This is a genomic window from Nonomuraea sp. NPDC047529, assembly GCF_040642995.1.
Classification (GTDB): domain Bacteria; phylum Actinomycetota; class Actinomycetes; order Streptosporangiales; family Streptosporangiaceae; genus Nonomuraea.
In genome coordinates this window covers 24,168-40,753 of the sequence record NZ_JBEYTJ010000047.1, presented here as the reverse complement: position 1 = coordinate 40,753, position 16,586 = coordinate 24,168, and the positions used below count along the sequence as shown (strand labels likewise).

17 protein-coding genes are annotated in these 16,586 nt (G+C 73.5%); 6 read left to right on the top strand and 11 right to left on the bottom strand.

Translation table 11 applies throughout. From position 1 onward, the window contains the following. Positions 1 to 106 precede the first annotated feature (106 nt). Both ABZ815_RS44960 and ABZ815_RS44955 read left to right on the top strand, forming a co-directional pair. Positions 107 to 649: a hypothetical protein gene (locus ABZ815_RS44960; protein WP_357707877.1), complete on the top strand. Its 543-nt coding sequence runs from the start codon at positions 107 to 109 to the stop codon at positions 647 to 649. Between the two features lie 34 nt (positions 650 to 683). Then, positions 684 to 1,553, top strand: coding sequence for a helix-turn-helix transcriptional regulator (locus ABZ815_RS44955; protein WP_357707875.1), 870 nt, complete (start codon positions 684 to 686; stop codon positions 1,551 to 1,553). 16 nt (positions 1,554 to 1,569) lie between these two features. Here the strand turns inward: ABZ815_RS44955 and ABZ815_RS44950 are convergent, their stop codons facing one another. After that, a complete protein-coding gene (locus tag ABZ815_RS44950) occupies positions 1,570 to 3,003 on the bottom strand; it encodes an MFS transporter (RefSeq protein WP_357707874.1) in 1,434 nt (477 codons plus the stop codon). 142 nt (positions 3,004 to 3,145) lie between these two features. Here ABZ815_RS44950 and ABZ815_RS44945 point away from each other — a divergent pair, with 142 nt between their 5' ends. Continuing rightward, positions 3,146 to 3,559 (top strand): VOC family protein, encoded by a 414-nt coding sequence (locus ABZ815_RS44945; RefSeq protein WP_357707873.1) that lies wholly within the window; start codon positions 3,146 to 3,148, stop codon positions 3,557 to 3,559. A 10-nt stretch (positions 3,560 to 3,569) separates the two neighbouring features. Here ABZ815_RS44945 and ABZ815_RS44940 read toward each other — a convergent pair whose 3' ends face one another. The 4 genes from ABZ815_RS44940 to ABZ815_RS44925 all read right to left on the bottom strand — a co-directional run bounded on the left by ABZ815_RS44940 (position 3,570) and on the right by ABZ815_RS44925 (position 8,467). Further along, on the bottom strand, positions 3,570 to 4,397 hold the full coding sequence (locus tag ABZ815_RS44940) for a sugar nucleotide-binding protein (RefSeq protein ID WP_357707872.1): 828 nt from the start codon (positions 4,395 to 4,397) through the stop codon (positions 3,570 to 3,572). Next, a complete protein-coding gene (locus ABZ815_RS44935) occupies positions 4,394 to 6,781 on the bottom strand; it encodes an excinuclease ABC subunit UvrA (RefSeq protein WP_357707871.1) in 2,388 nt (795 codons plus the stop codon). Before ABZ815_RS44935 ends, ABZ815_RS44940 begins: the two co-directional genes overlap by 4 nt. 150 nt (positions 6,782 to 6,931) lie before the next feature. Next, a complete protein-coding gene (locus tag ABZ815_RS44930; protein ID WP_357707869.1) occupies positions 6,932 to 7,759 on the bottom strand; it encodes an alpha/beta hydrolase in 828 nt (275 codons plus the stop codon). 90 nt (positions 7,760 to 7,849) lie between these two features. Beyond that, entirely contained in the window at positions 7,850 to 8,467 is a 618-nt protein-coding gene (locus ABZ815_RS44925; RefSeq protein WP_357707867.1) for a TetR family transcriptional regulator, read from the bottom strand. A gap of 47 nt (positions 8,468 to 8,514) precedes the next feature. On the opposite strand from ABZ815_RS44925, the gene ABZ815_RS44920 reads away from it, so the two are divergent. Beyond that, complete coding sequence (locus ABZ815_RS44920; RefSeq protein ID WP_357707866.1) at positions 8,515 to 10,008, top strand: FAD-dependent oxidoreductase; 1,494 nt, start codon at positions 8,515 to 8,517, stop codon at positions 10,006 to 10,008. Positions 10,009 to 10,026: 18 nt separating this feature from the next. Here the strand turns inward: ABZ815_RS44920 and ABZ815_RS44915 are convergent, their stop codons facing one another. Further along, positions 10,027 to 10,155, bottom strand: coding sequence for a hypothetical protein (locus tag ABZ815_RS44915; protein ID WP_357707865.1), 129 nt, complete (start codon positions 10,153 to 10,155; stop codon positions 10,027 to 10,029). A 28-nt stretch (positions 10,156 to 10,183) separates the two neighbouring features. Then, positions 10,184 to 10,927 carry an SDR family oxidoreductase gene (locus ABZ815_RS44910; protein WP_357707863.1) on the bottom strand — a complete coding sequence of 248 codons (744 nt, stop codon included), beginning with the start codon at positions 10,925 to 10,927 and terminating at the stop codon, positions 10,184 to 10,186. Between the two features lie 163 nt (positions 10,928 to 11,090). On the opposite strand from ABZ815_RS44910, the gene ABZ815_RS44905 reads away from it, so the two are divergent. After that, positions 11,091 to 11,603 (top strand): SET domain-containing protein-lysine N-methyltransferase, encoded by a 513-nt coding sequence (locus ABZ815_RS44905; protein WP_357707861.1) that lies wholly within the window; start codon positions 11,091 to 11,093, stop codon positions 11,601 to 11,603. Positions 11,604 to 11,615: 12 nt separating this feature from the next. Here the strand turns inward: ABZ815_RS44905 and ABZ815_RS44900 are convergent, their stop codons facing one another. Then, positions 11,616 to 12,203: a TetR/AcrR family transcriptional regulator gene (locus tag ABZ815_RS44900; RefSeq protein ID WP_357707859.1), complete on the bottom strand. Its 588-nt coding sequence runs from the start codon at positions 12,201 to 12,203 to the stop codon at positions 11,616 to 11,618. Between the two features lie 58 nt (positions 12,204 to 12,261). Between ABZ815_RS44900 and ABZ815_RS44895 the strand changes: the two genes are divergently transcribed. Then, the gene (locus ABZ815_RS44895) at positions 12,262 to 12,540 is read left to right on the top strand and encodes an antibiotic biosynthesis monooxygenase family protein (RefSeq protein ID WP_357707858.1); all 279 of its coding nucleotides are present in this window, start codon (positions 12,262 to 12,264) and stop codon (positions 12,538 to 12,540) included. Between the two features lie 2 nt (positions 12,541 to 12,542). Here the strand turns inward: ABZ815_RS44895 and ABZ815_RS44890 are convergent, their stop codons facing one another. From ABZ815_RS44890 to ABZ815_RS44880, 3 genes are all read right to left on the bottom strand, one after another. Beyond that, on the bottom strand, positions 12,543 to 13,214 hold the full coding sequence (locus tag ABZ815_RS44890) for a response regulator transcription factor (protein ID WP_357707856.1): 672 nt from the start codon (positions 13,212 to 13,214) through the stop codon (positions 12,543 to 12,545). Then, the gene (locus ABZ815_RS44885) at positions 13,211 to 14,518 is read right to left on the bottom strand and encodes a sensor histidine kinase (RefSeq protein ID WP_357707854.1); all 1,308 of its coding nucleotides are present in this window, start codon (positions 14,516 to 14,518) and stop codon (positions 13,211 to 13,213) included. Before ABZ815_RS44885 ends, ABZ815_RS44890 begins: the two co-directional genes overlap by 4 nt. Positions 14,519 to 14,811: 293 nt before the next feature. After that, positions 14,812 to 16,575 (bottom strand): ABC-F family ATP-binding cassette domain-containing protein, encoded by a 1,764-nt coding sequence (locus ABZ815_RS44880; RefSeq protein ID WP_357707852.1) that lies wholly within the window; start codon positions 16,573 to 16,575, stop codon positions 14,812 to 14,814. Positions 16,576 to 16,586: the final 11 nt, after the last annotated feature.

Sequence of the window (16,586 nt, the reverse complement as noted above, 5' to 3'; positions counted from 1 at the left end):
AAGGGGGTACATCGTGGTTGCGGTCAACCCCCCGCAGGCGGCGCTCGTGCGAGCGGGCCCGCGCTGTGGCCTCGTCACCGGCCTCACACCACACGAAGGCACGAACATGAGGACATCAAAACGGGGCCCGCGAGCGCTGCTGCCCTTCCTGTCGGCCCTCTGCGTGCTGGCGCTGCTGCCGGCCTGCAACCCGGGGCAGCGGGAGTCGCCCCTCCCCCAGGGCACCTCCAGGGAGGGGCTGGTCGACGGGCAGGTGGGCGCGATGCGGCTGCTGCACGTGCACATCCTGGCGCCGCCCATGGACCGGCAGAAGGCGGGCGACGACCTGGGCCTCTACCTGACGCTGGTCAACGAGAGCGACCAGCCCCAGAAGCTCGACGGCGTCACCACCGTGCACGCCAGGAAGGTCGTCTACCGTGCGGGGCCGGGCGCGCCGCAGCAGGACGTCAACGTGACGGTGCCGGCTCGCTCGACCGTCTCGCTCCAGGAGGGGCAGAGCCGTCCGCACCTGGAGGTCCTGGACATCGACCGTCCGCTCGGCGCCACGCCGATCGACGTCACCTTCCGCCTGACCACCGGCACGACCACCCTGCGCATCCCGGTGCTGCCGCTGGAACCGGGGAGCACGCCCGCCCCGGGCCACAGCTGACCCGGTCGCGAGGCTTCTGCCATTCTGTGGAGCTATGTATCCCGGGTCCGCGCTTGGTGAGTTCCTTCGTTCCCGTCGTGCCCGGCTCAGCCCCGAGAAGCTGGGGCTGAGTCACGGCGTCCGCCACCGCCGGGTGGCGGGGCTGCGCAGGGAGGAGGTGGCCCCGCTGGCCGGGGTCAGCGTCGGCTACTACACGCGTCTGGAGCAGGGGCAGAGCCCGAACGTCTCCGACGACGTGCTGGACGCGATCGCCCGCGTGCTGCGCCTGGACGAGGACGAGGTCAGGCACCTGCACCGGCTGGCCAGGGTCGCGCGGGCCAGGGAACGGGTCCGGCCCGAGCGGCTGCGTCCCGGCATCAGGCTCATGGTCGACTCCTTCGCCGGGGCGCCGGCGATCGCGGTGGGCCGGCGGGGCGACATCCTGGCCTGGAACCGGCCGGCGCACGCCCTGCTGGCCCCCCACTGGGCCTTCGACGCCGAGGAGCGACCCAACTTCATCCTCATGGACTTCCTGGAGCTGGACTTCGCCCGCCGCCTGTACGTGGACTGGCCGGGCAAGGCCCGGGACGACATCGCGTACCTGCAGGGGTCGCTGTCCAGGTTCCCCGGCGACGAGGGCGTGACCGGCCTGGTCGAGGAGCTGCTGGTGCGCAGCCCGGAGTTCCGGGAGATGTGGTCGGAGCATCCGGTCAGCAACTGCGCCTCCATCTCCCGCGACTACCGGCATCCGGAGGTGGGCGTCATGACCCTCACCGCCGAGCTGCTGCGCACGCCCGACGACGAGGGCCAGGGGGTGACGGTGTTCCAGGCCGAGCCGGGAACGCCGTCGGCGGAGCGACTGGGCCGCCTGATCGAACTCGTCGCCGCCCGACCCGTCCCGTCGCACCGGCTCGCCGGCGCCTGACCGGTCGCGTCGCCCGTCAGGCGGCGAGCCGGCGGTCGGCGGGGCGTGCGGCGGGGGCGCGGCGCGGGAGCAGCGCGGCGGCCGCCGCGCCGAGCAGGGCGACCGCCCCCGCCACGACGAAGGCGGCGTGCAGCCCGCCCAGCGTGGCCAGCACGCGGGTGGTGACCGGGACGAGGGCCTCGGTGCGCGCGGCCACGACGGCGGTCAGCCCCGCAACGCCCACGGCTCCGACGAACGTGGGCAGCTGCGCGAGGCTGCCGGCCACGCCCTGGTCGGCCTCGTCCAGGCCGGAGGTGATCGTGGTGATGGCGGCCACCACGGTCAGCACGTGCCCGAAGCCCATGGCCGCCGAGGTGGCCAGCAGCACCGGCAGCCCGCCCTGGGCCGGCAGCAGCACCATCGCCGCCGTGCCGGCGGCCTGCACGACCAGGCCGAGCACGATGGTCGCGGCGGTGCCCCTGGCGCCGATCAGCCGGGCCGCGACGGTGCCGGCGAGCAGCGCGGCGACGCCCTCGCCCAGGAAGCCGAGCCCCGTCCGCAACGGCGACCAGCCGAGCACGTCCTGCATGTAGATGCTGAGCAGCAGCGTCGCGCCGCCGCACATGCCGAACGTCACCAGCCCGATCGTCATCCCCCACGTGACGGTCCGGCGGCGCAGCAGGCGCAGGGGCACCAGGGGGACGGGGTGCCGGGACTCGACGACGAGGAACGCGCCCAGCAGGGCCGCCGCGGCGAGCAGGATCACCGGCGTCACGAAGCCGTCCCCGTCGCCGGCGGAGATGCCGTAGACCAGGGCGAACAGGCCGGCGGCGGCCAGCAGTGCGCCCGGCACGTCCAGCCGGGTCCGCTGCCTGGCGGCGCTCTCGCGGACCACGGCGAACGCGCCCGCCACCACGAGGACGCCGATGCCGAACAGGATGAGCATCGTCCAGCGCCAGTTCAGTCCGCTGGTGATGAGCCCGCCACCGATCGTGCCGATGACGAACCCCAGCGAGAGCAGGGCGCCGTTGACGCCCAGCGCCCGCGTCCGCCGCGGCCCTTCGGGGAAGGCGGCGGTCATCAGGGCCAGCGCGGTCGGGCCGATCATGGCCGCCGCCACGCCCTGCCCGGCCCGCGCCGCGACCAGCAGGCCGGGGGTCGGCGCGAGGCCCGCCAGCAGCGAGAACGCCGCGAACGTCAGCACTCCGGCGATGAACAGGCGGCGCCGGCCCAGCGTGTCGGAGGCCCGCCCGAACAGGGGCATCAACGCAGCCGTGGGCAGCAGGCAGGCGGTGGCCACCCACTGCAGGCCGGAAGCGGTGGCGAAGCCCAGGTCGCGGCCGATCTCCGGCAACGCCACCGTGATGATCGAGTAGTCGAGGCCGGTCATGAACGTCGCACCGCACAAGGTGATCAGGATGAGCCGGCCGCGCAGCCCCAGCCGCGCGTCGCTCCGCAAGGTCTCTGTCATGCCGGCAAGCCTGCGGCGCCGCCAGGATTCCAGCCAGCGCCCTGTTGAAGGTACCTCTGCCAGATGCAGGCTGAGCGCGCGGCCGGACGGCGGTCAGGAACGGAGAAGCGCCGCCAGGCGGGGCGCGGCTAGCGTGACCGGCATGGACATCACCATCCACTCCAGCTACCTCCCCCACGACGACCCGGACGCCTCCCTGGCCTTCTACCGCGACGCGCTCGGCTTCGAGGTGCGCGGCGACGTCGGCTACGACGGGATGCGCTGGATCACCGTCGGCCCCGCAGGCCAGCCCGGCACGTCGATCGTGCTGCAGCCGCCGGTCCCCGACGGCTGCGGGATCACCGAGGACGAGCGCCGCACCATCGTCGAGATGATGGCCAAGGGCACCTTCGCCGGCATCAACCTGTCCACGGACGACCTCGACGCCGTCTTCGACCGGCTGGCGGCCAACGGCGCGGAGATCGTCCAGGAGCCGGCCGAGCAGCCGTACGGGGTGCGCGACTGCGCCGTACGCGACCCGGCGGGCAACCTGATCCGCATCAACCAGCGGCTCTGAGGCGGCGAGGTCAGGGGCGGGCCGCGTCGAGGAACCGTCGCGCACCGCGCAGCTCGGTCCGCAGCGCCCGCCGGGTGGCGGCGCAGTCGAGGCGCACGTCCAGCGGGCCGGGCACGCCCGACCCGGCGCGCAGGCCCGCAGGGATCCGGTCCGGGTCGAGGCCGTCGCGGCGGGCGACGAGCAGGCCCAGTTCGTACCGGCTCAGCGCGTCGGCGCCGGCGACGTGGTGGACGCCGGACCGGCCGGAGGCGGCCAGTTCCAGGAGGGCCGCCGCGAGGTCGGCGACGTGCACCGGGCATCGCACGTCGTCGGTGAACAGCGCGCCCTTCGTCCGGCCGGTGGCCAGGGCGTGCACCAGCGCCTCGTGCGGCGAGCCGGCGCCGACGATCAGCGACGTCCTGGCGATCACCGCGTCCGGCGCGACCGCGGCCACGGCCGTCTCGGCGGCCGCCTTGGCCGCGCCGTACGGGCTGATCGGGTCGGGGAGGCACGTCTCGTCGTAGCGGGTCGCGGCCCCGGAGAAGACGGCGTCGCTGGAGACGTGGACCAGGTGACCGCCCGCCGCGGCGGCGGCCAGGGCGACGTTCGCCGCCCCGGTGGCCATGGTCGCCCAGTCGTGCTGCCGGGAGGTGGCGTTGACGACCGCGTCCGGCCGGACCTCGGCGACCAGCGCCTCGACGTCGGCGCGCCGGCGCACGTCGAGCGGCGACCACGCGACGCCGGACGCCTCCCCGGGACGGCTGTGGCAGGTCGCGGCCACCTCGTGCCCGGCCGCCACGCCCTGCCGGACGAGTTCGCCGCCCAGGAAGCCGCTGCCGCCGACGACGAGCAGCCTCACGGGTTCGTGGCCCCGACGTAGGCCGCCAGGTGCTCGCCGGTCAGCGTGGAACGGGCGGCGACGAGGTCGGCGGGGGTGCCCTCGAAGACGACCCGGCCGCCGTCGTGGCCGGCTCCGGGGCCGAGGTCGATGATCCAGTCGGCGTGCGCCATGACCGCCTGGTGGTGCTCGATGACGATCACCGACTTGCCGCCGTCGACGAGCCGGTCGAGCAGGCCGAGAAGCTGCTCGACGTCGGCGAGGTGCAGGCCGGTGGTGGGCTCGTCGAGCACGTAGACGCTGCCGCTCTTGTCGGCCATCTGGGTGGCCAGCTTGAGCCGCTGCCGCTCGCCGCCGGACAGCGTGGTGAGCGGCTGGCCCAGGCTCAGGTAGCCGAGCCCGACGTCGGCGAGCCGGCCGAGGATGGCGTGCGCGGCCGGGGTGCGCGCCTCGCCCGCGCCGAAGAAGTCCTCGGCCTCGGTCACCGGCATCGCCAGCACCTCGCTGATGTCCCGGCCGCCGAAGCGGTACTCCAGCACCTCGGCCTGGAAGCGCCTGCCCTCGCACTCGTCGCACACGGTGGCGACGCCGGCCATCACGCCCAGGTCGGTGTAGATGACGCCGGCGCCGTTGCAGTTGGGGCAGGCACCCTCGGAGTTGGCGCTGAACAGGGCCGGCTTGACGCCGTTGGCCTTGGCGAACGCCTTGCGGATCGGGTCGAGCAGGCCGGTGTAGGTGGCCGGGTTGCTGCGCCGCGAGCCGCGGATCGGGCTCTGGTCGATCGACACCACGCCCGCGCCCGCCGGGACGGACCCGTGCACGAGCGAGCTCTTGCCGGAACCGGCCACGCCGGTGACGACGACCAGCACCCCGAGCGGGATGTCGACGTCGACGTCGCGCAGGTTGTGCTTGTCCGCGCCGCGGATCTCCAGCGCCCCGGTGGGCTTGCGCACCTCCTCCTTCAGGCGGGCGCGGTCGTCGAGGTGGCGGCCGGTGACCGTGCCACTGGCCCGCAGCCCCTCGACGGTGCCCTCGAAGCAGACGGTGCCGCCCTCGGTGCCGGCGCCGGGGCCGAGGTCGACGACGTGGTCGGCGACGGCGATGGCCTCCGGCTTGTGCTCGACGACGAGCACGGTGTTGCCCTTGTCGCGCAGCCTGGCCAGCAGGCCGTTCATCCGCTGGATGTCGTGGGGGTGCAGGCCGATGGTGGGCTCGTCGAAGACGTACGTGGTGTCGGTGAGGGAGGAGCCGAGGTGCCGGATCATCTTGACGCGCTGGGCCTCGCCGCCCGACAGCGTGCCGGCCGGCCGGTCGAGGGACAGGTAGCCGAGCCCGATCTCGACGAAGGAGTCGAGCGTACGGCCCAGGGTGGCCAGCAGCGGCGCCACGGACGGCCGGTCGAGGCCGCGGATCCACGCGGCCAGGTCGGTGATCTGCATCCGGCAGGCGTCGGCGATGCTGACGCCGTCGATCTTCGAGGACCGGGCCTCGGCGCTGAGCCGGGTGCCGTCGCACTCGGGGCAGGTGGTGAAGGTGACCGCCCGTTCGACGAAGGCGCGGATGTGCGGCTGCATGCCCTCCTTGTCCTTGGACAGGAACGTCTTCTGGATCTTCGGGATGAGCCCTTCGTAGGTGAGGTTGACGCCCTCGACCTTGACCTTGGTCGGCTCCCGGTAGAGGAAGTCCTGCATCTCCCGCTTGGTGAAGTCGCGGATCGGCTTGTCGGGGTCGAGCAGCCCCGACTCGGCGTAGACGCGCACGGTCCAGAAGCTGTCGGACTTCCAGCCCGGGATGGTGAAGGCGCCGCCGGCCAGCGACTTGGAGTCGTCGTAGAGCTGGGTGAGGTCGATGTCGGAGACCGTGCCGCGGCCTTCGCAGCGGGGGCACATGCCGCCCAGGCGGGTGAAGCTCTGCCGGACCGTCTTGCTGGAGCCGCGCTCGACGGTGATCGCGCCGGTCGCGCGAACCGAGGGCACGTTGAAGGAGTAGGCGTTGGGCGAGCCGATGTGCGGCTGCCCGAGCCGGCTGAACAGGATGCGCAGCATCGCGTTGGTGTCGGTGGCGGTGCCGACGGTGGAGCGGGGGTCGGCGCCCATGCGCTGCTGGTCGACGATGATCGCGGTGGTCAGCCCTTCGAGCACGTCGACCTCGGGCCGGGCCAGCGTCGGCATGAAGCCCTGGACGAACGTGCTGTAGGTCTCGTTGATCAGCCGCTGCGACTCGGCGGCGATCGTGGCGAACACCAGGGAGCTCTTGCCCGAGCCGGACACGCCGGTGAACACCGTGAGCCGGCGCTTGGGGATCTCGACGCTGATGTCCTTGAGGTTGTTCTCGCGCGCGCCGTGGACCCGGATCAGATCGTGGCTGTCGGCGACCTGCCGCTCGGGCGGCGTGTGCGTGCTCATCGTTTCTCCATCTCTCGCGCGGGCCCCCCGCCTGCGTCGCCTGGGCGGATCCGACCAGCTACGAGGGTATGACCTCACGGTAGCGGGGGTTCGGGGGCGGGTGCTTCTCCGTTCCTGACCGGTGCGCCGGCCCTCCCGCGGAGACGGCGTTCAGCGGCCGGTGCCGGCGATGAAGTCGAGCACGTCCTGGTTGAGCCGGTCGGCGTGGGTGATGAAGATGCCGTGCCCGGCCCCGGCGTACTCGTGGTAGACGTTGCCCGGCACCAGTTTCGCCAGCCGCCGCCCGCACAGCCAGACGGGGGCCGAGGCGTCGGCGTCGCCGTGGATGATCAGGGTCGGCACGCGGACGGCGGCGCTCTCCTCGCGCAGGTCGGTGCAGACGCCGGTCCTGACGACCTCGTGGGCGGCCCTGGCCGAGCAGTCGAGGCAGCGCTGCACGGTCCACTCGACGAGCTCGGAGGAGATCTTGTTGCCCAGGTGCGTGGCGAAGAACGCCTGGGCGTTCTGGGCCAGCCACCTCGGGCGGTCCTTGGCGCGGTCGGCCGCGACGGCGTCGAAGCGGGCCTGCTCGACGCCGTCGGGGTTGTCGGGCGTCCTGACGGCCAGCGGCGCGGTGGGCGAGATCAGCACGATCCGGCTCACCCGGTCGTCCCCGTGGCGGGACAGGTAGCGGATCACCTCGCCGCAGCCCATCGAGTGCGCCACCAGCGTCACGCCGCGCAGGTCGAGGTGGTCCAGCAGCGCCGCCAGGTCGTCGGCGAGGTTGTCGTAGTCGTATCCGTGGCCGGGCCAGTCGGAGCGGCCGTGGCCGCGCTTGTCGAAGGCGACGCAGCGCAGGCCGCTCTCCGACATCGGCATCATCTGGAACTCCCATGAGCTGCTGCTGAGCCAGGCCCCGGCCACGAACACGACAGGCTCGCCCTGCCCCCAGTCGGTGTAGAACAGGCTGGTCCCGTCGTGGCTGTCGAAGTACGGCATGTGATCCTCCCGCAAAGTCCTCGCGCTTACGGAAGAACTCTCGCGCGGGGCAGGTCATGCCGTCGATTACGTGTCAGGTAATGCCGCCGCCTACGTGCCGGCCAGCCCCCGTTCCAGCACCTCGAACGCCAGGTCCACGGCGGCGACGTGGTCGGCGAGCACGCCGGCGGCCCTCTCCCCGGCCAGCTGGCGGGCCGCGGCGGTCAGGTAGGCCGAGCGGAACGCGCCGACGAGCATGGCCGCGGTCAACCGGCCGGGCAGCCCCTCGCCGGACTCGTCGATCAGGGCCGCGAGCACGGCCTCCAGCTCGTCGGCGATCTCCCTGGCGCGGGCCCGCAACGCCGCGGAGCCGATCACCACCCGGAAGAAGTGCACGAACCGGTCGTCGATCCCGCCGAGCGGGTGGCCCTCGCGCGCGTGCCGGACGAGCATGTCCCGCAGCGCGGACAGCACCGGCTCGCCCGGCCGGCGGCCCCGGACGGTCTCGGTGACCAGGTCGACCAGCTCGGGGATGCGGTCGAAGAAGATGTCCTCCTTGCGGGGGAAGTAGTTGAACACCGTCACCTTGGAGACGTCCGCCGCCTCGGCGATCTCGCCGATGGTCACCTCGTCGAAGCCGCGTTCGTAGAAGAGCATCGAGCCGTGGTCGGAGATGCGCTTGCGGGTCTCGGCCTTCTTGCGTTCGCGGAGCGATGGGGTCTCTTTCACAGAAAAAATGTATCGCACTCAAAGTTTAGTCGGGTATAGTTTTCGCCATGGACTACGACGTGATCATTTCCGGTGGCGGTCCCGTGGGGCTGATGCTCGCCTGTGAGCTGCGGTTGCACGACGTCCGCGTGGCGGTGCTGGAGCGGCTGACCGACATCGACCAGACGGTCAAGGCGGGCTCGGTCAACACGCCCACGGCGGAGGCGTTCTACCGGCGCGGGCTCTTCCCCGTGCTGGAGGAGGCGCAGGCCGAGACCATGAAGGCGATCCAGGCGTTCATGGCGCAGCGGGGCGGGGCGGCGGCGGCCGAGCAGCCCAAGGTGTCCTCCTTCGCCGGGCACTTCGCCGGGCTGTGGCTGCTCAGCGAGCTGGTGGACGAGAGCGACCCCGACTTCGCCGACCGCGGGCCGGCCACCCGCCTCACCGGCATCCGGCAGCAGGACATCGAGCGGGTGCTCGGCGAACGGGCCGCCGAGCTCGGCGTGGACGTGCTGCGCGGCGTGGAGCTGACCGGCTTCGAGGCCGCCGCCGCCGACGGCGTCGTCGTGCGGGCGGGCGAGCGGGAGTTCCGCTGCGGGTGGCTGGTGGGCTGCGACGGCGGCCGCAGCACGGTGCGCCGCCTGGCCGGCTTCGACTTCCCCGGCACGCCCCCGCTGATCACCGGCCACCAGGCCGTCGTGACGATGGAGGGCGGCGAAGGGCTGGCCGCCGGCTGGAACCACACCGACACCGGCACCTACGCCAACGGGCCGACCCCCGGCCGCATCCTCACCGTCGAGTTCGACGGACCGCCCGAGGACCGCACCACGCCGGTCACCGCCGAGGAGCTCCAGGCCAGCCTGCGGGCCGTCTCCGGCGTGGACGTCACCGTCACCGGCGTCAGGACGGCCACCCGCTTCACCGACAACGCCCGCCAGGCCACCACCTACCGGCTCGGCCGGGTGCTGCTGGCCGGCGACGCGGCGCACGTCCACTCGCCCTTCGGCGGTCAGGGGCTCAACCTGGGCATCGGCGACGCCGTCAACCTCGGATGGAAGCTCGCCGCCGTGGTCCGGGGCCGCTCGCCCGAGGCGCTGCTCGACACCTACACCGCCGAACGCCACCCCATCGGCGCGTGGGTGCTCGACTGGACCCGCGCCCAGGTGCAGCTCATGCGGCCCGAGGCCGGTCCCCGGGCGCTGCGGGCCGTCGTGTCCGACCTGATCGGCACGACCGAGGGCACCACGTACTTCGTCAAGCGGCTCTCGGGCGTCTGGCAGCGCTACGAGCTGCCCGGCGACCATCCGCTGGTCGGCCGGAGCGTCCCCGACCTGGAGCTGGCCGACGGCAGCCGGGTCGGCGACCATCTCCACGACGGGCGGGGGCTGCTGCTGGACCTCGGGGCCGGCCTGGCGGCCGACCCCCGCGTGCCGCTGCTGGCGGCCAAGCCGGTGGACGTCCGCGACTTCGCCGGCCTGCTGGTCCGGCCCGACGGCGTCGTCGCCTGGGCGGGCGACGCACCGGACGCGGCGCTGAAGGAGGCCCTGGCCACCTGGTTCTGACCGCGCTCCGGGCGGCGCTCAGCCCTGGACGCGGCGGGCGGCGCGCGGATCCGGCACGAACCCGAACGCCGGACGGACCTCCTGCAGCACGGTCAGCGCCGTCCGCCGGGCCGTCGAACGCGGCCTCCCCGGTACGTCGTGGGACATGCGGGCCCTCCTTCCGGCCGCCGGCGGCCTACTGGGCGACGGCCCAGTCCTGGTACGTGGTCCGCCCCAGGACGGCGTCGTCGCCGGGCACCAGCGAGCGCTCGCTCAGCTCGCTGCCGAAGTAGCGGGCGTGCACGTCCCTGACCACCTCGCGCGGGTCACCGAGACCGGCCAGGGCGTTGCGGAAGAACTCGTCCATGCGGTACTGCTCGGGGCCGGCGATCTCGATCCGGCCGTTCAGCGGCGTCCCGGTCGCGACCCGGCCGACGGCCGCCGCGACGTCGTCGCCCGCGATCGGCCGGAACAGCACGGGCGCGATGTGCACCTCGCCGTCCACAGTGGACGCGTCGGCGATGGCGCGCACGAACTCGAAGAACTGCGTCGCGTGCACCAGCGAGTACGGGATCCCCGACTTCTCGATCAGCCGCTCCTGGGCGATCTTCGCGGCGAAGTAGCCGTTGTCGGGCATGCGCTCGGCGCCCACGACCGACAGCGCGACGTGGTGGCCGACGCCCGCCGCGGCCTCGGCCGCCATCAGGTTGCCCGTGGAGCTCTCGAAGAACTCCAGGGCCGCCGCGCGCTCGAACGACGGCGAGTTGGAGACGTCCACGACGACCGACGCGTCCTCCAGGACCTCGGCCAGCCCCTCCCCCGTGACGGCGTCGACGCCCGTCCTCGGGGACGCGGCGACCGCCTCGTGCCCCTCCCCGGCCAGCTTGTTCACGAGCTTCGACCCGATCAGACCGGTCCCGCCGATCACGACGATCTTCATGACGACCTCCCTTTCGCCCGGGGCACCCCCTCTGGTGACATGTCCAGTCCGCGGCCCGGCGGCACCGGCCATGACGCGTCCATTACCCGTCGATGTCCTGTCCTGTCCGGACGACCCGGGAGATGATCGGGACGAGAGATCCCCGCCCTGGAAGGACCCCGCCTTGAGCGACGCGTACGCGACCCGGAGCCGGCTCAGCCCGAGCGCCTTGGCCCGGCCCTCCGCGATCCACGGCACCGGCCTGTTCGCCGTCCGCCCGATCAGCCGGGACGAGCCCGTGATGCGGCTCGGCGGCCAGGTCATCGACGACGACGCCCTGGCCCGCCTGCCCCCTCCCTACAGCAGCCTGACCGTCGGCGAGGGCGTCCACCTGTTGCTCGACCCCGATCACCCGGTGCGTTTCGGCAACCACTCCTGCGACCCCACCCTGTGGCACCTCGACGCGACCACGGTGGCCGCGCGCCGCGACCTCGATCCCGGCGAGGCGCTGACGATCGACTACGCCACCCACAGCGGGGTCGGGACGTGGTCGATGCCCTGCCGGTGCGGCACGTCCCTGTGCCGCGGACGCGTGACCGGCGGCGACTGGCGGCTGCCCCGGCTGCGGGCCGCGTACGGCGACCATTGGACCCCGCCCCTGCTCGCCCGCATCGCGGCCGACCGCGCGGAAGGTTAGCCCGCGCCGCGGTCAGTCGTGCGCCGGGGGCAGGAGTGCGGCGACCAGGGCGCGGAGGGCGGCCAGGGCCTCGGCGTGGTCGACGCGTTCCGGGGCGAGCAGCCACTGCTGGTGGATGCCGATGCCGGCGCCGACGAGCGCGACGGCCAGGGGCTCCGCCGGCAGGCCAGGCGGCAGCGGGAGGCGTTCGAGCCAGCGCCGGCAGTGGTCGCGCAGCGCCTCGTGGATCTCGACGTAGCGGTCGCGGACGGGCGAGCCGGGCTCCAGCGCCTCGACCAGCAGGGTGACGAAGAGCTTGGTGGTCGGAAGGGCGAACAGCGCGCCGACCCCCTGATCGAACGGCTCGAACCCCGGATCGCCGGTCTCGGGGACGGCGGCCAGGCCGTCGCGCACCCTGGCCACCGAACGTTCGAGCACGGCCAGCAGCAGGCCCTCCTTGCCGCCGAAGTGCCACGGGATGGAGCCGCGGCTGATGCCCGAGCGCCGGGCCACGTCGTGGAACGTGGTCTGCCGGTAGCCCTTCTCGGCGAACAGCTCGGCCGCCGCGTTGAGGATCAGCTCGCGGCTCTCGTTGCTGGTCTGTTCCCGTCGCGTTGTCATGCCACCTCCTCTGTGCTAACAATCATATTCTATGTTGACCAACACAGAGGAGAATTCCATGAACGTCGCGATGATCGCCAAGCACTACCCGCAGGCCGCGTACCGGGAGGAGTTCGTCGGGCGGGTGCGCAAGGTGGCCGAGGCGTTCCGGGGCATGCCCGGCTGCCTGTCGGCCGAGTGCTGGCTGTCGGAGGACGCGGTGGTCTCCATCGTGCGCTGGGAGTCCGACGAGGCCTTCGCCGCGTCGCTGGCCGCGCTCGGGACCGCCGACGTCGACGTGGCCTTCGACGAGCGCGAGGCCCGGCCGCGCGAGATCGTCCGGCTGGTCGCCGCCTGAGGCTAGTAGCCCGAGGGGCGGACGAGCCCCGTCTCGTACGCGAAGACCGCCGCCTGCGTACGGTCGCGCAGCCCGAGCTTGACCAGGATCCGGCTCACATGGGTCTTGACCGTCTGCTCGGCGACCACCAGGCGCTCGGCGATCTCGGCGTTCGACAGGCCCTGCGCGATCAGCGACAGCACCTCGGTCTCGCGCTCGGTCAGGTCGCCCACGCGCTCCTTCAGCGGCGCGCGCCGCGCGCCGCTGACCCGGGTGAACTCGGCGATCAGGCGCTTGGTGAGGTTCGGGGCCAGCAGCGCGTCGCCGGCCGCCACCACCCGCACCGCGTGGGCCAGCTCGGCCGCCGAGGCGTCCTTGAGCAGGAAGCCGGACGCCCCGGCGCGCAGCGCCTCGTAGACGTAGTCGTCGAGGTCGAACGTGGTCAGGACCAGCACCTTCGCCGACGCGTCCGGACGGGCGGCGATCCGGCGGGTGGCCTCGATGCCGCCGAGCTCGGGCATGCGCACGTCCATGAGGACGACGTCGGGGTCCAGCTCGGCGACCTGGGCGACGGCGTCGAGCCCGTTGACGGCCTGACCCACGACCTCGATCCCGGGCTCGGCGTTGAGCAGCACGGTGAAGCCCTGACGGACCATGACCTGGTCGTCGGCGATGAGCACGCGGATGCTCGTCATGAGGTGGCCTGGATGCCTTTCTCCTGGTCGACCGGCAGGAACACGCTGACCTCGTAACCGCCCGCAGGCGTGGGCCCGGCGACCAGGTCGCCGCCCAGCATGGCGGCGCGCTCGCGCATGCCGAGCAGCCCGTGCCCGGCGCCGGGCGAGGGCCGCGCCGGCCTGCCGGGCGGACCGTTGACGACCCTGATCGCGAGCGAGCCCGGCCGGTACTCCAGCCGGACCGTCACCGCCGCGCCGGGCGCGTGCCGCATGGCGTTGCTGAGCGCCTCCTGCACGATCCGGTACGCCGACAGCTCCACGCCCGGCGACAGCGGACGCGCCCGCCCGGCGATCTCGGCGGTGAGCGTGACGCCCGCGCCGCGCACGTTCGCCAGCAGCTCGTCCAGCCGGTCGAGCGTGGGCTGCGGCGCGTCGCCCGGCTGATCCTGCGCGCGCAGCACGCCCAGGACCCGGCGCAGCTCGGTCAGCGCCTCGACGGCGTTCTGGCGGATGCCCGCCAGGTTCTCCCTCAGCTCCTGCGGCGGGTCGTTCACCAGGTGCGGCGCGACCTGCGCCTGGATGGAGATCACCGACATGTGGTGGGCGACCACGTCGTGCAGCTCGCGGGCGATCCTGCTGCGCTCCTCCAGCAGCGTGCGGCGGGCCCGTTCCTCGGCGGTCAGCCCCTCCTGGGCCTCCAGCCGGGTACGGGTCGTCCTGAGCTGGCGAACCCCGGCCCCGACGGCGACCGCGACCGCGTCGGCCATCAGGGCCGTCACCCCCAGCCCGCCCCCGTTGGCCTCCGGCATGAGCGCCACGATCGCCACCCCGGTCAGCGCGGTGATCGCCAGCGCCTTGACGGCGACGCGGGGGCGTACCCGCAGCGCCAGCAGGAACAGCACGCCGGCCTGCAGGGCGACGCCGGAGCCCGTCCACGGGAAGGCGAGCGGTCTGGCCTGCGAGAAGGGCAGCCCCTCGTACGCCTCGGGATGCACCGTCCAGGGGAAGCTCAGATCATTCGCCACGTAGACCATGCCCGACCGCGCCCCGGCGACCATGAGCACGATCGTCGCCCACCAGGCGGGCACCGGCCGCCACATCGCCAGCACCATGGCCGCCGCCATGGCCATGGCCAGCAGCGGGACGGTCGGGTCGATGCCCTCTCCGCCGGGGTACAGGCCCATGGCCGTCGCGTACAGGACGACGACGGCGTGCGGCAGCCGGGACAGGGCGCGCGGCCCGCCCATGCGGGGCAGGGGGTCAAGGGCCGTCGTCCACAGATCCGCGCGCAGGGTCGCGAGGGCCTTCCGCAGCCTGCTCATCCGCCCTCGCCCATGTTCCTTAAGTCCCGGCTTGCACCCTTGGTCCAGCTTATTGGTGAGCCGGTCACGATCCGCGCGAGGTTCGCCGGCACCACCCTCGACACGCACGCCGCCGGGCCCGCCACCAGCGCGACGACGGACGTGGCGAGCGGAATGCGGCGGCCGCAGGTGCCCATGGGGTTCCTTCCGGTGCGGGGGGGCGGTCCCCCTCGACGCTACGGCCCCCCCGGCTCGCGGGCCTCCCGCTGCGGAGCTCACTTCCCGCGTAGCTCTCGGGTACTACGGGATGTACCTCAGCCGTCAGCCGGCAGGCGCAGGCGGCGGCCCCGCCAGCGGTCGCGCAGCCAGCGGTCGTGGCTCGCCACCACGATCGCGCCCGGACCGTCCTCGGCCATGGCCGCCTCCAGCTCGTCGGCGAGGCCGGGTGACAGGTGGTTGGTGGGCTCGTCGAGCAGCAGGACGTCGGGCGGATCGGCGATCAGCAGCGCCAGCGCGAGGCGGCGGCGCTGGCCGACCGACAGCTCGCCCACGCGCAGGCCGTGGTCGCGCGGGCGGATCAGGCCGAGCGAGCGCAGCGGCACGGCCTCGGCCCGCTCCGGCCCCAGGGCTCGTTCGTACGTCTCCCGGACCGTGCGGGCGGGGTGCTCGAACGTCGTGTCCTGGGGCAGCAGGCCGACGGTCAGCCCCGGCCGCCGCCGTACCCGCCCGGCCGGTTCCAGGTCGCCGGCCAGGATCGCGAGGAGGGTGGACTTGCCCGCGCCGTTCGGGCCGGTCACCAGCAACCGGTCCCCCGGGCTCAGGTCGAGCCGGTCGAGCGAGAGCCGCCCCGCCACCTCGACGCCCCGCACCGACAGCAGCGGCTCGCCGCCACGGCCCTCCCCAGGAGCAACCGGCTCTTCCCGGGCGGCGACGTGGTCTTCCCGGGTGGCGACGGGCTCTGCCCGGGTGGCGACGCGCTTTTCCTGGGTGGCGAGGGGGGCTTCCCGGGGAGCGGCGGGGTCCTTCTTCGGGGGGAGGAGGGGGGCGGTGAGGCGGAGTGGGGGTGGCGGGGCGGGGACCTGATCGCGTTCCAGCTCGGCGAGCCGGCGGGCGGCCTCGCGCACCCGCCGGGAGATCTGCTGCTGCACGCGTCCGGCGCGGTGGCCGTAGCCCATCTTCTCGTTGTCGCGGCGCAGCCCGTCCTGGGCCACCCGCCGCGCGGTCACGGCGACGGCGCGACGCAGTTCGTCCAGTTCCTCCTGCTCGGCCGCGTGACGCCGCTCCCAGCGTTCGCGCTCGGCGCGTCTCCCCGTCAGGTACGCGCTGTAGCCGCCGCCGTACCGGACGGGGCCGTCCACGGCGGGGTCGAGGTCGAGCAGGTCCGTGCAGACGGCGTCGAGGAAGGCCCGGTCGTGGCTGGCCACGACCACCACGCCGGTCATGCCGCGCAGCTCCTCCTCCACGAAGACGGCGGCGTCGTCGTCGAGGTGGTTGGTGGGCTCGTCCAGCAGGAGCGCGGCGGGCCGCCTGATCAGCAGCGCCGCCAGCGCGAGCCGGCCGCGCTGCCCGCCGGACAACGACCCGAGCGCGCGCGGACGCGGCACGCCGCCCAGCCCCAGCCGGTCGAGGACGATCTCCGCGCGCCGGTCGGCGTCCCAGGACTCGCGCTGCTGCGCCTGGTCGAGCCGGGCCCCGTACGCTTCGAGCAGCGCGGCGTCGTCCGGCGACCCGGCCAGCTCGCGGGTGAGCCGGTCGAGCTCGGCCAGGTCCGTCCGCGCCTCCCGCAGGGCGTCGTCGAGCACGTCGGCGAGCGTGTCACCGGCCGCGAACGGCAGCTCTTGGTGCAGGAAGCCCAGGTCGGCGGGGCGTACGACGGTGCCGGAGTCGGGCTCGTCCGCACCGGCCAGCAGCCGCAGCAGGGTGGACTTGCCCGCGCCGTTCTCGCCGATGAGCCCGATCCGGCGGCCGGGGGCGGCGGTGAGCGACAGGCCGTCGAGCACGCGCCGCGTGCCGAGCGTCCGGACGAGATCGTGGGCCAGCAGCGCGTCACTGACCGGCGGGCAGGGGTGGGAGACCATGTGAACCTCGG

Excerpts from the sequence above, each read along its gene's own strand:
- ABZ815_RS44920 (WP_357707866.1), top strand. The coding sequence starts at position 8,515 with ATGGACTACGACGTGATCATTTCCGGTGGCGGTCCCGTGGGGCTGATG.
- ABZ815_RS44935 (WP_357707871.1), bottom strand. The coding sequence starts at position 6,781 with ATGAGCACGCACACGCCGCCCGAGCGGCAGGTCGCCGACAGCCACGAT.
- ABZ815_RS44900 (WP_357707859.1), bottom strand. The coding sequence starts at position 12,203 with ATGACAACGCGACGGGAACAGACCAGCAACGAGAGCCGCGAGCTGATC.
- ABZ815_RS44915 (WP_357707865.1), bottom strand. The coding sequence starts at position 10,155 with ATGTCCCACGACGTACCGGGGAGGCCGCGTTCGACGGCCCGGCGGACG.
- ABZ815_RS44895 (WP_357707858.1), top strand. The coding sequence starts at position 12,262 with ATGAACGTCGCGATGATCGCCAAGCACTACCCGCAGGCCGCGTACCGG.
- ABZ815_RS44950 (WP_357707874.1), bottom strand. The coding sequence starts at position 3,003 with ATGACAGAGACCTTGCGGAGCGACGCGCGGCTGGGGCTGCGCGGCCGG.
- ABZ815_RS44930 (WP_357707869.1), bottom strand. The coding sequence starts at position 7,759 with ATGCCGTACTTCGACAGCCACGACGGGACCAGCCTGTTCTACACCGAC.
- ABZ815_RS44885 (WP_357707854.1), bottom strand. The coding sequence starts at position 14,518 with ATGAGCAGGCTGCGGAAGGCCCTCGCGACCCTGCGCGCGGATCTGTGG.
- ABZ815_RS44945 (WP_357707873.1), top strand. The coding sequence starts at position 3,146 with ATGGACATCACCATCCACTCCAGCTACCTCCCCCACGACGACCCGGAC.
- ABZ815_RS44960 (WP_357707877.1), top strand. The coding sequence starts at position 107 with ATGAGGACATCAAAACGGGGCCCGCGAGCGCTGCTGCCCTTCCTGTCG.
- ABZ815_RS44880 (WP_357707852.1), bottom strand. The coding sequence starts at position 16,575 with ATGGTCTCCCACCCCTGCCCGCCGGTCAGTGACGCGCTGCTGGCCCAC.
- ABZ815_RS44955 (WP_357707875.1), top strand. The coding sequence starts at position 684 with ATGTATCCCGGGTCCGCGCTTGGTGAGTTCCTTCGTTCCCGTCGTGCC.
- ABZ815_RS44910 (WP_357707863.1), bottom strand. The coding sequence starts at position 10,927 with ATGAAGATCGTCGTGATCGGCGGGACCGGTCTGATCGGGTCGAAGCTC.
- ABZ815_RS44890 (WP_357707856.1), bottom strand. The coding sequence starts at position 13,214 with ATGACGAGCATCCGCGTGCTCATCGCCGACGACCAGGTCATGGTCCGT.